Genomic DNA, 11,513 nt, shown 5'->3' with positions numbered 1-11,513 from the left:
CGCGGCTGCTTCACCGGCAGCACCACGCGGAAGCGCGAGCCCACGCCCGGGGTGCTGTCCAGGTCGATCCGGCCATGGTGCTTGTTGATGATGCTGTAGGAGATCGACAGGCCCAGGCCCGTGCCACTGCCCACCGGCTTGGTGGTGAAGAACGGATCGAAGATGCGTTGGCGCAGTTCCGGCGAGATGCCACCGCCGGTGTCCTCGAACTCGACCCACACCTGGTCGCCATCGACGCCGGTGCGCACGGTGATCGTGCCGCGCTCGGCGATGGCATGGCCCGCGTTGAGCAGCAGGTTCATGTAGACCTGGTTCAACTCCGATGGCAGGCATTCCACCAGCGGCAGTTGGCCGAACTCGCGTACCAGGGTGACCTTGTACTTGAGCTCGTTCCAGATGATGTTGATGGTCGATTCCAGGCCGGCGTGCAGGTCGACCAGCTTCCACGACTCGTCACGCCCGGAATACGAGAAGTCTTTCAGATCACGCACGATGCGCGTCACCCGTTCGATGCCTTCGCGCGATTCGGCCATCAGCTGCGGCAGGTCGCGGCTGATGAAATCAATGTCCAGGCGGTCACGGATGTCATCGATCTCCGGGATCAGCGCCTTCGGGTCCGGCGCACGCAACGCGCGTTCGTAGGCTTCGATCACGGTAAACAGGCTGCGCAGGTACTCCTGCAGGCTGCCCAGGTTTGAGTGCACGTAGCCGATCGGATTATTGATCTCGTGCGCGACGCCGGCAGCAAGCTGGCCGATCGAGGCCATCTTCTCCGATTGCAGCAGTTTCTCCTGGGTGCCGTTGAGGCGCAGGTAGGCCTGGCGCAGCTCGGCGTGGCGCTGCTGCAGTTCTCGCTCGTAGTCTTCCTGTCCTTCGATATGGCGGAACAAGGCCAGGAAGTGCCCCTGTCCCACCGGGCCGTGGTGATACAGGTGGGCGATGACCACGCCCTCGCCCAGCGGCAGGCTGCCGTTCCAGTGACCATGCTGGCGCGCGTGTTCCAGCGCATCGGGGGGCAGCAGCTCGCGAAGCCGCTGAGGGGGCGGCAATGCACCATCCTCACCGCTCGCCAACAGGTTCTGCGCGGCTGGATTGGCCAGCGCAACCTTCCCGTCTTCGGTGAACAGCAGCAGCCCTTCGCGCAGGCGCTCAAGCAGGGCCTGCAGTACCGGCTGTGGCGGAAGGGGGGCGGTAACCAGGGCGTTGGCAGCGGACACGGCGACTCGGGGGCATTCGAACAGACGCCCAATATACGCGCTCGTGCAGCGGGCTTCAGCCCGCGTGATGGGGTTGTTCGACCGCCGCCTCAGGCGACGGCGAGTGGGCGGCGCGCTGTGACGGTGTGCGCCTGCCCCTTGGCATCGTAGGCCGAGGCATCTTCGGTGCGCCCGAGCTGGCGCAGGGCCCAGTTGACCTCACGGCGCCGGCGCGACAGCAGCACGCCGTTGGCGCGGTTCCGTTCGGCCAGTTCCTGCAGCTGCTCGCCTTCCCCGACCGGCGGCGCGCCTTCCAGCGCACGCAGCGCTTCCAGCTTGGCGCCGGTGGCCCGGATCAGGGCGTGCACGTCGTGCTCGACCAGGGCCTGGCGTTCAACGTCCAGGGCTTGGGCAAGACGCTGCAGCGGCTCGCTCATCGCCGCAGTCATCCGTGCAGCTGCTGGTCCAGCTCGAGCATGCGCGATGCGATCGCGTCCGGATTGATCTTGTAGGTGCCGTTCTGCAGCGACTCGCGCACGGCGGCCACGCGCTGGGCGTCGATTGCCGGGGCGGTGGTCAGCTCACGCTCGATCGCCTGCAGATTGGTGGCCTCGCCGGTCAGGCGCAGGCTGTCGGCCGCCTCGACCGGGCGTGCCGCCGCATCGGTGCTTACACCGGGCTTGTTGGCCGGGGTCGTCACGCTGCGCAGGGCCTGGGGGACCTGCAGGTTGCCGTCGATTTTCTGGCTCATGGGGTGTCCTGGAGTTGCCGTTCACATGGGATAACGGCCGAAGGGCCGTGATCTTTAGGGATATTCTGCGGTAATTCAACGCGCCACGATTACGTCACCGGCGGCGTCGACCGTGCCCTGCACGATCCGCCGCGAGGACAGGTTCTCGACCGAGACCCGCTCGTTCTCACCCGCGTCACCCATCGCACGGCCTGCAATACGGACCTCGACCGAGCCGCGACGCGAGACCAGCGCCACATTGTCTCCTCGCTTGATGAGACGCTGCACCACCAGATCGTTGCTCGACAGCAGGGCCCCGGCCTGCAACGGACGGCGGGCGATGCGGCCGATCGCTGCGTTGGGATCGGCCAGCACCGCACCGGCAATCCGGGCGGCATCACGCTGGGCAGTGGTGATATCGGCAGCGGTAAGGGTTTCTCCAGTACCGATTCCGCGGTTGAGCACCAGCACGGTCTGGTTGCGCCGCACTTTCACTGGCACGAACAGGCGCCAGCCACCGGCGTCGGGACAGCTGACTTCCACCGTGGTGTTGGCGGTGGGCTGCACCTGCAGCGCGCCGCCACACTTGGGCAGGCGCAGCGCATCGGCCACCTGCGCCTCCCCCTCGCTGCCGCCCGGCAGCGTCGACAACGCCGCCGCGCGGATGCTGGCAACCGGCTGCCACTCTGCAGCGGCTGCCCATGGCGCGGCTGCGGCGAGCACGATGGCGAATAGAGGTGTGACCCGGCGCATGGCGCCTCCTGTCGATGGAATCTGGCCCATCTGCGTGCAAGGTGTGTGCCAGAGACGAGGTCTCGGGATGGGGATGTGTAGAGTCGACTGTTAGTCGACTTTCGCGTCAGTCGACTTTCGCGCGAAGCGCGCGGGTTCCCGCGACCGGATAAGAGCAGTCGACCGCGAAGAGCAGTCTGCTAGAAGAGCAGTCTGCTAGAAGAGCAGTCTGCTAGAAGAGCAGTCGACTAACAGTCGACTCTACAGAAGCGGTGTGGAGCGCAGGCGGCAGAGCGCCCTCAAGTTTGGCGCCCAACACGCCGATACAGCAGCCATGTCCCATGACCTGCTCAACCGGATCGACCAGCGGACCCGACTGGCCGGCCACAACCGCCTGGCGCTGCTGCTGTTCCGTCTCGGCGGACGTCAGCTTTTTGGCGTCAATGTCTTCAAGGTGCAGGAAGTCCTGCGGCGCCCGGAGCTGTTCCAGGTGCCCGGGTTGCCCAGCCAGTTTGCCGGCGTGGCCGACGTACGCGGCCGCTCGGTGCCGGTGCTGGACCTGGGCCTGGCCATCGGCCACCCCGAGCGTGAGCCTGACGCGGACACCTCGCCTGGCTACCTGGTCGTCACCGAATTCAACCGTTCGATCCAGGGCTTCCTGGTCAGCGGCGTGGAGCGCATCGTCAACATCGCGGTGGAAGACATCCACCCGCCGCCGGAACTGGGTGCCGAATCGAGCTACCTGACGGCGGTGACCCGCTTCCAGGGTGAGCTGATCCAGGTGATCGACGTTGAAAGCGTGCTGGCCGATATCGCCCAGGTACGCGGTGATGCCGTACTCGATCCAGCAATGGCAATGCCTGCCGATGGCCCGCAGCTGCAGGTGCTGGTGGTGGACGATTCGCGCGTGGCCCGCCAGCAGATCCGCAGCGTGCTGGACCAGCTGGGCGTTGGCGCCACCCTGCTTTCCGATGGCAAGCAGGCGCTGGACCACCTGCTGCAGATCCACGCCTCGGGCGAAAACCCGGCCGAGCGCTACGCCATGGTCATCTCGGACATCGAAATGCCGGCAATGGACGGCTATACGCTGACGACGGAAATCCGGCGCCATCCAGGCCTGGCCGGCCTCTACGTGCTGCTGCATACCTCGCTGTCGGGCGTCTTCAACAATGCGATGGTCGAGCGCGTCGGCGCCAACGCCTTCGTCGCCAAGTACTCGCCGCACGAGCTGGCCGATTTCGTGCTGGACCGCCTGCGCAAGGTCGCGATGGCGGCCTGACGTCCACTGATCCGGCACTACCCTCTCGAATTTGGCACACCCCTTGCAGCTTCCCGGGCAACGTTCCCGTGGGAGTGCACCGTGCGCAACCTGATTACCGACTACCTGGGCGTCCATGCCCAGGCCATGCCGTTGCGCGAACAGCGGATGAAGCTGATCGCCAGCAACCTCGGCAATGCCGATACTCCCGGCTACAAGGCCCAGGACCTGGACTTCGACGCCGCCCTGCGCCATGCCCAGGGGCAGGATGCCAATGGCCTGATGGCCACCACCCATGAGCAGCACTACGAAATCAGTAGCGGCCTGAACCCGTTCCAGATCGCGCGCGAAGGCGTGCAACCCAGCCTGGACGGCAACACCGTCGATCCCGATGCCGAGCGTGCGGCCTATGGCCGCGCCGCGCTCGAGTACCGCGCTTCGCTCAGCTTCGTCGAGAGCAAGGTGCGTTCCATGTTGACCGCGATCACGGGGCAATAAGCCATGAGCAACCTGCCGATCTTCGATATCGCCGGCTCCGCGCTGCAGGCGCAGTCGGTGCGCATGAGCACCATCGCCTCCAACCTCTCCAACGCCGATACCGTCGCCGGTTCCGCCGACGCGGTGTACAAGCCGCTGGAGCCGATCTTCCAGGCCGTCACCAGCAAGAACGATCCGAACATCACCTCGGTGAAGGTGAAGGAAATCACCCAGAGCGATGCGGCGCCGATCAAGCGCTATGAGCCGGGCCACCCGCTGGCCGATGGCGATGGCTACATCTACCAGCCCGACGTCGACCCGGTGGCGCAGATGGTCAACCTGATCTCGACCTCGCGCAACTACCAGGCCGGCGTGGAGATGCTGACCACCGCCAAGGAACTGGCCCTGGCCACCCTGACCATGGGCCGCTGAGGCCCGCAGTACCGGATACCGCCATGACCACCGCCGTCAACAACCAGACCAACCAGGACGTCTATACCGCACTTGGTCTGAACGCCCCGAACAGCAACGCCACCAAGAAGAAGAACACGCTGGACCAGGCCGATTTCCTGCGCCTGATGACCGAGCAGCTGCAGCACCAGGACCCGCTGAAGCCGATGGACAACACCCAGATGGTCGCGCAGATGGCGCAGATGTCCACCGTGCAGGGCATCACCGATCTGAACAAGACGGTGAAGGGCTTCCAGGAGTCGATGGCCAGCGACCAGGTGCTGCGTGGCGCGGCACTGGTCGGCCACCAGGTGCTGGTGCCGTCGGAAAAGCTGGTACTGGAGAAGGAGGGCAGCGTCGAAGGCACGGTGGCCGCGCCGTCGGCCGGCATCATCACCGTGGACATCACCGATGCCAACGGCGCCAAGGTCACCTCGCTGAGCGTGGAAGCCACTGCCGCCGGCGAAACCGCCTTTCAGTGGGACGGCAAGGACACCAACGGCAAACGCATGGAGCCGGGCAAGTACTCCATCGTCGCCAACCATGTCGATACCGCCGGCAAGAGCACCAAGCTGTCCACCTACGTGCAGGCGCCGGTGGAAAGCGTGACCGTCGGTTCCGACGGCCTGTACCTGAACCTCAAGGGCCTGGGCACGGCCCCGATCGACTACGTGCTCCGCGTCAGCTGAGCCGCACATCCCGCATCAACCAGGAGCATCCCATGGGCTTCAATGTCTCGCTGTCCGGCATCAATGCCGCCAACACCGACCTGAGCGTCACCGCCAACAACGTGGCCAACGTCAACACCACCGGCTTCAAGCAGTCGCGCGCCGAGTTCGCCGATCTGTTCGCCTCCACCAGCTACGGCCTGTCGAAGAACCAGACCGGCTCGGGCGTGCGCGTCTCCAACGTCGCCCAGCAGTTCATCCAGGGCCACAACGAGCAGACCGGGCGCAGCCTGGACATGGCCATTTCCGGTGAGGGCTTCTTCACCATGAACATGAACGGTTCGCGGGTGTATTCGCGTGCCGGCAACTTCCAGACCGATTCGGCCGGCTACGTGGTCAATCCGCAGGGTGCGCGCCTGCAGGTGTTCGCACCGAATGCCGATGGCACCAACTTCGACGCCGGCCGCCTGGTCGACCTGCAACTGCTGACCACCGACAGCCCGCCGAAGCAGACCAGCGAAGTGAAGGTCGGCTTCACCCTGCCGGCCAACGCCAAGCAGCCGACGGTGGCCACCTTCGACCCGGCCGATTCCAACAGCTACAACCATTCCAGCGGCGGCATCACCGTGTACGACTCGCTGGGCGTGAGCCACATCCAGGTCTCGTACTTCGTCAAGGGAGCCAACCCCAACGAATGGACCGTGCACAACTATGTCGATGGCCAGCCCGCTGGCACCCCGACCGCGGTCACCTTCGACAACAGCGGCAAGCTGACCGCCCCGGCCAACGGCAAGGTCGGCCTCGGCACGTTCACCCCCACCACCGGCGCCGGCCAGCTGAACATGACGCTGGATATCAACGGCTCGACCCAGTACGGCGAGAAGTTCGCGCTGCGCAACACCCAGCAGGACGGCTATGCCGCCGGCAAGCTCAATGAAATCACCGTATCCGAGTCCGGCGTGGTCTACGCCCGCTATTCCAACGGCGACGACAAGCCGCTGGGCCAGGTGGCGCTGACGACCTTCAACAACACGCAGGGCCTGGAATCGAAGGGCAACAACCTGTGGGTGGAGACCTTCGAGTCGGGCACGCCGCGCACCGGCATGCCCGATACCTCCAACCTCGGCAAGATCCAGGCAGGTTCGCTGGAAGCGTCCACCGTCGACCTCACCGAGCAGCTGGTCAACATGATCACCGCGCAGCGCAACTTCCAGGCCAACGCACAGATGATCACCACCCAGGACCAGATCACCCAGACGGTCATCAACATCCGTTGATGACCCGCTGACCCTGTCATGGAACTCCCCGCATGGATAAAGCCCTTTACGTGGCGATGACCGGTGCCCGCGCCTCCCTGCAGGCGCAGGGAACGCTCAGCCACAATCTCGCCAACTCGGACACCCCCGGCTTCAAGGAAGCGCTGGCCAACACCGAAGCCTTCCCGATCCGCGGCCCCGGCTTTGCCTCGCGGGTGGATGCGCTGCACGTCGACGCTGGCTTCAACCGCACGCCCGGCGCGCAGCACATCACCGGCAAACCGCTGGACCTGGCGCTGCAGAGCGGCACCTGGCTGGCGGTGCAGGCCAGCGATGGCAGCGAGGCGTATACGCGCGGCGCGGCCTTGTCGGTCACCCCCAATGGCCAGCTGGTGACCTCCGGCGGCCGCACGGTACTGGATGACGACAACAACCCGATCGCCATTCCGCCCTACCAGGCGATGGAGATCGGTGCCGACGGCACGATCTCGATCATCCCGCAGGGTGAAGGCCCGCAGACCATGGCGCAGATCGGCCGGATCAAGGTGGTGCAGGCACCGGACGAGCGCCTCGAGCGCGGCCTGGATGGCCTGTTCCGCAATACCGACCCGCAACAGCCGTTCGCACCGGCACAGGGCACCGCAGTGCACAGCGGCCAGCTGGAAGGCAGCAATGTCGATGCGGCCGGGGCACTGGTGCAGATGATCCAGCTGCAGCGCCAGTACGAAATGCAGGTGCAGGTGATCAAACACGGCGACGAAAACGCGCGCAGCGCCAACAGCATGCTGCGCCTGGGCAATTGACGGAATTCCGGCGCCGGCTGATGCCGGCGCTGGCACGCCGCTTGCACACCCGCATACAAGGGCCGCACCACGCGGCCGGTTTCACCAGACAGGACATCGAAGATGAACCAGGCATTGTGGATCGCGAAAACCGGACTGGATGCGCAGCAGATGCGCATGTCGGTGGTTTCCAACAACCTCGCCAACACCAACACCACCGGCTTCAAGCAGGACCGTGCCAGCTTCGAGGACCTGCTGTACCAGCAGGTGCGCCAGCCGGGCGGCTCTTCGTCGGCGCAGACGCAGCTTCCGACCGGCCTGCAGCTGGGCACCGGCGTGCGCGTGGTAGCAACCGCCAAGAACTTCGAACAGGGTGGCCAGCAGCAGACCGGTCGCGCCCTGGATGTGATGGTCAACGGCCGCGGCTTCTTCGAAGTGCAGATGCCCGACGGCAGCTCGGCCTACACCCGTGATGGCTCGTTCAAGATCAACCAGGACAGCGAGCTGGTCACCAACAGCGGCTACCCGGTGCAGCCGGGCATCCAGATTCCCGAGGGCGCGCAGTCGGTCACCATCGGCAGCGACGGCACCATCAGCGTGAAGATGGCCGACAACGCCGCGTCGGTGGAAGTCGGTGCGCTGACCCTGACCGACTTCGTCAATCCGGCCGGCCTGCAGGCGCGCGGCGAGAACCTGTTCCTGGAAACCACCGCTTCCGGTCCGGCACAGAACGGCAATCCCGGGCTCAACGGTCTCGGCACCGTGGTGCAGGGGGCGCTGGAAGGCAGCAACGTCAATGTGGTGGAAGAGCTGGTGTCGATGATCGAAACCCAGCGCGCCTACGAAATGAATGCCAAGGCGATCTCCACCACCGACTCGATGCTCGGCTATCTCAACAACAAGATCTGACCGGCCCAACCGGGAAACCGCCATGTCGCCCATTTCCAACTTCGCCCGCACTGCCCTCGCCTGCACCGTGGCCGCCCTGCTCGGTGGCTGCGTGATCGCGGGCGACGTGCGCCCCTACCCGGCGATGGCGCCGATCCAGCCGATCATGCCGCCGCAGGCCGCGCCCACCGCCGGGGCGATCTATGCCGCCGGCCCGACCCTGCAGCTGTATTCAGACCGCCGCGCACGCGATGTCGGCGACCTGCTGACCATCACCCTGCTGGAAAGCACCACCGCGCAGACCAGTGCGAACACCGCCACCAACAAGGAGTCCAACCTGAGCCTGGGCAGCCCGAGCATCTTTGGCGCGCCGGTCACCCTGGGCGGCAAGGACATCCTCAGCGCCAGTGCGGAAGGCAAGCGTGATTTCACCGGCAAGGGCAACAGCGCGCAGAGCAACCGCCTGCAGGGCAGCGTTACGGTCACCGTGATCCAGCGCCTGCCCAACGGCAACCTGGTGGTGCAGGGGCAGAAGAACCTGCGGCTCAACCAGGGCGATGAACTGGTGCAGGTGCAGGGCATCGTGCGCCCTGGCGACATCAGCCAGGACAACACCATTCCCTCCAGCCGGGTAGCCGAGGCCCGCATCGTCTACGGCGGCCGCGGACCGGTCGCCCAGTCCAACGCGATGGGCTGGCTGAGCCGCTTCTTCAATTCCGGCCTGACGCCGTTCTGAGTATGGCCATGAACCTCCTCTCCTCTTCTTCCTGGCAGCGCCGCGTGGCGTCGTTCGTCGCGCTGATGCTGCTGGTCGTGGCAGCCCCGGCCAGCGCCGAACGCATCAAGGACCTGGCACAGGTCGGCGGCGTGCGTGGCAATGCCCTGGTGGGCTACGGCCTGGTGGTCGGCCTGGATGGCAGCGGCGACCGCACCAGCCAGGCGCCCTTCACCGTGCAGAGCCTGAAGAACCTGCTCGGCGAGCTGGGCGTGAACGTACCGGCCAACGTCAACCCGCAGCTGAAGAACGTGGCCGCCGTTGCGATCCATGCCGAGCTGCCGCCGTTCGCCAAGCCCGGCCAGCCGATCGACATCACGGTGTCCTCGATCGGCAACGCGGTGTCGCTGCGCGGCGGCTCGCTGCTGATGGCCCCGCTGCGCGGGGCCGACGGGCAGATCTACGCCATCGCCCAGGGCAACCTGATCGTGGGTGGCTTCGGTGCGCAGGGCAAGGATGGTTCCCGTGTCTCGGTGAACGTGCCCAGCGTCGGCCGTATTCCCAACGGCGCCACCGTGGAGCGTGCCCTGCCCGATCCGCTGGCCAACGGCGGCGACATCACCTTGAACCTGCACAACAACGATTTCACCACGGTCTCGCGCATGGTCGCCGCGCTCAACAACGCCTTCGGCGAAGGTGCGGCACGCGCGATCGATGGCGTGACCGTCGCGGTCACCGCGCCGACCGACCCGGGCGCACGCGTCGGCCTGCTGGCGCGCATCGAGAACCTGGAACTGACCCCGGGCAGCGCCCCGGCCAAGGTGGTGGTCAATTCGCGCACCGGCACCGTGGTCATCGGCCAGCAGGTGCGCGTGGGACCCGCGGCGATCTCGCACGGTTCGCTGACCGTGACCATCCAGGAAAACACCAACGTCAGCCAGCCCAATGCCCTGTCCGGCGGCCGCACCGTGGCCAGCCCGCAGTCCACCATCACCGCCACCAACGACGGCAGCCGCATGTTCAAGTTCAGCGGCGGCACCACCCTGGACGAGATCGTGCATGCGGTGAACGCCGTAGGTGCGGCACCGGGCGACCTGATCGCGATCCTGGAAGCCCTGAAGCAGGCCGGCGCCCTGAGTGCCGAGCTCGAGGTGATCTGACATGCGCATCAATCCCGCATTCGACCTGCACCCGGCGCAGCAGAATGATCCGGCCAGGATCGACAAGGTGGCGCGCCAGCTGGAAGGCCAGTTCGCGCAGATGCTGGTCAAGAGCATGCGTGACGCCAGCTTCGGCGACTCGCTGTTTCCCGGCGAGAACAAGATGTTCCGCGAGATGTACGACCAGAAGATTGCCGAGGCGATGACCCGCGGCAAAGGCCTGGGTCTGTCGGGCATGATCAGCCGGCAGCTGTCCGGGCAGGCCGCCGATGGCCCGACGCTGGATACCCGCGTGGACCCGGCCAAGGCCAGCCGTGCCTATCAGCTCAATGCACCGGCCAGGCCGGCACCGTCGCTCCCACTGGAAGACGGCAGCCAGGCGGTGCGCCTGCTGCAGCAGATGGCCGCCGGTGCGCAGCACGGTGCGCAGGCGGCAGTGGCGCCGATGGAGCAGGCCCTGGACCTGATCGCCGGGCGCGAGAGCAGCAGCATGCACCGCTCGCTGGGCACCGACGATCCGTACATCGGCAGCCTGCAGGGCGAGGACTGGGCCGCCAACAGCGACCAGTGGTCGGCCACCGCCAGCAATCGCGGCACGGTCATCAGCCCGGCCGATGCGATGGCGACCCGCACCGCTGTCGCCCAGCTCGGCGAGCACACCCCGGAAGGCTTCGTCGCCAGCATCTGGCAGCACGCGCAGCGTGCGGCCAAGGAACTGGGCGTGGATGCCCGCGCCCTGGTCGCCCAGGCGGCGCTGGAAACCGGCTGGGGCAAGCGCCACATCAAGCATGCCGACGGCAGCACCTCGCACAACCTGTTCGGTATCAAGGCCAATGGCTGGAACGGCCAGCGCGCCGTGGCCGGCACCCACGAGTATGTCGATGGCGTGCGCCGCAACGAGACCGCCAGCTTCCGTGCCTACAGTTCGCCGGCCGAGAGCTTTGCCGACTACGTGCGCCTGCTGAAGACCAGCCCGCGCTACCAGCAGGCCCTGCAGGCCGGCACCGACGTGCAGGGCTTCGCCCGTGGCCTGCAGCGCGCCGGCTATGCCACCGATCCGCGCTACGCGGCCAAGATCGCCGCGATCGCCGGCGGCCCGACCATCGAGCGCGCCGTCGCCGCCGTGGCAGACGCCGGCTCGCGTCTTGGCCAGACCTTCGCCAGCACCGCGACCGCGGCGCTGGGTATCACCCGTCGTTGA

Annotated in this window: 14 protein-coding genes; 10 read left to right on the top strand and 4 right to left on the bottom strand. The window is 66.4% G+C overall.

Annotated features, from left to right (window positions below; genetic code table 11):
* From N5C25_RS14855 to flgA, 4 genes are all read right to left on the bottom strand, one after another.
* Window positions 1–1,217: ATP-binding protein (locus N5C25_RS14855; RefSeq protein WP_279937203.1), on the bottom strand; the 1,217-nt coding region annotated here is incomplete at its 3' end.
* A gap of 89 nt (window positions 1,218–1,306) precedes the next feature.
* Window positions 1,307–1,645 carry a flagella protein gene (locus N5C25_RS14850; protein ID WP_010485882.1) on the bottom strand — a complete coding sequence of 113 codons (339 nt, stop codon included), beginning with the start codon at window positions 1,643–1,645 and terminating at the stop codon, window positions 1,307–1,309.
* Window positions 1,642–1,947, bottom strand: coding sequence for a flagellar biosynthesis anti-sigma factor FlgM (gene flgM / locus N5C25_RS14845; protein ID WP_019337421.1), 306 nt, complete (start codon window positions 1,945–1,947; stop codon window positions 1,642–1,644). Before flgM ends, N5C25_RS14850 begins: the two co-directional genes overlap by 4 nt.
* Window positions 1,948–2,022: 75 nt before the next feature.
* On the bottom strand, window positions 2,023–2,679 hold the full coding sequence (gene flgA, locus N5C25_RS14840; RefSeq protein ID WP_279937202.1) for a flagellar basal body P-ring formation chaperone FlgA: 657 nt from the start codon (window positions 2,677–2,679) through the stop codon (window positions 2,023–2,025).
* Window positions 2,680–2,992: 313 nt separating this feature from the next.
* Between flgA and N5C25_RS14835 the strand changes: the two genes are divergently transcribed.
* The 10 genes from N5C25_RS14835 (at window position 2,993) to flgJ (ending at window position 11,513) form a co-directional block, all read left to right on the top strand.
* Window positions 2,993–3,937: a chemotaxis protein gene (locus N5C25_RS14835; RefSeq protein ID WP_019659622.1), complete on the top strand. Its 945-nt coding sequence runs from the start codon at window positions 2,993–2,995 to the stop codon at window positions 3,935–3,937.
* 81 nt (window positions 3,938–4,018) lie between these two features.
* Window positions 4,019–4,414 (top strand): flagellar basal body rod protein FlgB, encoded by a 396-nt coding sequence (gene flgB, locus N5C25_RS14830; protein WP_005409576.1) that lies wholly within the window; start codon window positions 4,019–4,021, stop codon window positions 4,412–4,414.
* Window positions 4,415–4,417: 3 nt separating this feature from the next.
* Entirely contained in the window at window positions 4,418–4,825 is a 408-nt protein-coding gene (flgC, locus tag N5C25_RS14825) for a flagellar basal body rod protein FlgC (RefSeq protein WP_005409575.1), read from the top strand.
* 23 nt (window positions 4,826–4,848) lie between these two features.
* On the top strand, window positions 4,849–5,532 hold the full coding sequence (locus tag N5C25_RS14820; protein ID WP_279937201.1) for a flagellar hook capping FlgD N-terminal domain-containing protein: 684 nt from the start codon (window positions 4,849–4,851) through the stop codon (window positions 5,530–5,532).
* Window positions 5,533–5,564: 32 nt separating this feature from the next.
* A complete protein-coding gene (gene flgE / locus N5C25_RS14815) occupies window positions 5,565–6,788 on the top strand; it encodes a flagellar hook protein FlgE (RefSeq protein WP_019659620.1) in 1,224 nt (407 codons plus the stop codon).
* Window positions 6,789–6,820: 32 nt separating this feature from the next.
* A complete protein-coding gene (locus N5C25_RS14810) occupies window positions 6,821–7,570 on the top strand; it encodes a flagellar basal body rod protein FlgF (protein WP_279937200.1) in 750 nt (249 codons plus the stop codon).
* Window positions 7,571–7,672: 102 nt separating this feature from the next.
* Complete coding sequence (gene flgG, locus N5C25_RS14805) at window positions 7,673–8,458, top strand: flagellar basal-body rod protein FlgG (RefSeq protein ID WP_005416457.1); 786 nt, start codon at window positions 7,673–7,675, stop codon at window positions 8,456–8,458.
* Between the two features lie 22 nt (window positions 8,459–8,480).
* On the top strand, window positions 8,481–9,173 hold the full coding sequence (gene flgH, locus N5C25_RS14800) for a flagellar basal body L-ring protein FlgH (protein WP_019659618.1): 693 nt from the start codon (window positions 8,481–8,483) through the stop codon (window positions 9,171–9,173).
* Window positions 9,174–9,175: 2 nt separating this feature from the next.
* Window positions 9,176–10,312, top strand: a complete 1,137-nt coding sequence (locus N5C25_RS14795) for a flagellar basal body P-ring protein FlgI (protein ID WP_279937199.1) — start codon at window positions 9,176–9,178, stop codon at window positions 10,310–10,312.
* A gap of 1 nt (window position 10,313) precedes the next feature.
* Window positions 10,314–11,513: a flagellar assembly peptidoglycan hydrolase FlgJ gene (flgJ, locus tag N5C25_RS14790; protein WP_279937198.1), complete on the top strand. Its 1,200-nt coding sequence runs from the start codon at window positions 10,314–10,316 to the stop codon at window positions 11,511–11,513.

It is taken from the genome of Stenotrophomonas sp. GD03958 (genome assembly GCF_029839005.1).
Classification (GTDB): Bacteria; Pseudomonadota; Gammaproteobacteria; order Xanthomonadales; family Xanthomonadaceae; genus Stenotrophomonas; species Stenotrophomonas hibiscicola.
Note: the sequence above shows the minus strand (reverse complement) of the source record. Positions and strands in the feature narration are given on the sequence as shown.

Excerpts from the sequence above, each read along its gene's own strand:
- N5C25_RS14820 (WP_279937201.1), top strand. The coding sequence starts at position 4,849 with ATGACCACCGCCGTCAACAACCAGACCAACCAGGACGTCTATACCGCA.
- flgA (WP_279937202.1), bottom strand. The coding sequence starts at position 2,679 with ATGCGCCGGGTCACACCTCTATTCGCCATCGTGCTCGCCGCAGCCGCG.
- N5C25_RS14850 (WP_010485882.1), bottom strand. The coding sequence starts at position 1,645 with ATGACTGCGGCGATGAGCGAGCCGCTGCAGCGTCTTGCCCAAGCCCTG.
- flgH (WP_019659618.1), top strand. The coding sequence starts at position 8,481 with ATGTCGCCCATTTCCAACTTCGCCCGCACTGCCCTCGCCTGCACCGTG.
- N5C25_RS14810 (WP_279937200.1), top strand. The coding sequence starts at position 6,821 with ATGGATAAAGCCCTTTACGTGGCGATGACCGGTGCCCGCGCCTCCCTG.
- flgC (WP_005409575.1), top strand. The coding sequence starts at position 4,418 with ATGAGCAACCTGCCGATCTTCGATATCGCCGGCTCCGCGCTGCAGGCG.
- N5C25_RS14795 (WP_279937199.1), top strand. The coding sequence starts at position 9,176 with ATGGCCATGAACCTCCTCTCCTCTTCTTCCTGGCAGCGCCGCGTGGCG.
- flgE (WP_019659620.1), top strand. The coding sequence starts at position 5,565 with ATGGGCTTCAATGTCTCGCTGTCCGGCATCAATGCCGCCAACACCGAC.
- flgM (WP_019337421.1), bottom strand. The coding sequence starts at position 1,947 with ATGAGCCAGAAAATCGACGGCAACCTGCAGGTCCCCCAGGCCCTGCGC.
- N5C25_RS14835 (WP_019659622.1), top strand. The coding sequence starts at position 2,993 with ATGTCCCATGACCTGCTCAACCGGATCGACCAGCGGACCCGACTGGCC.
- flgG (WP_005416457.1), top strand. The coding sequence starts at position 7,673 with ATGAACCAGGCATTGTGGATCGCGAAAACCGGACTGGATGCGCAGCAG.
- flgJ (WP_279937198.1), top strand. The coding sequence starts at position 10,314 with ATGCGCATCAATCCCGCATTCGACCTGCACCCGGCGCAGCAGAATGAT.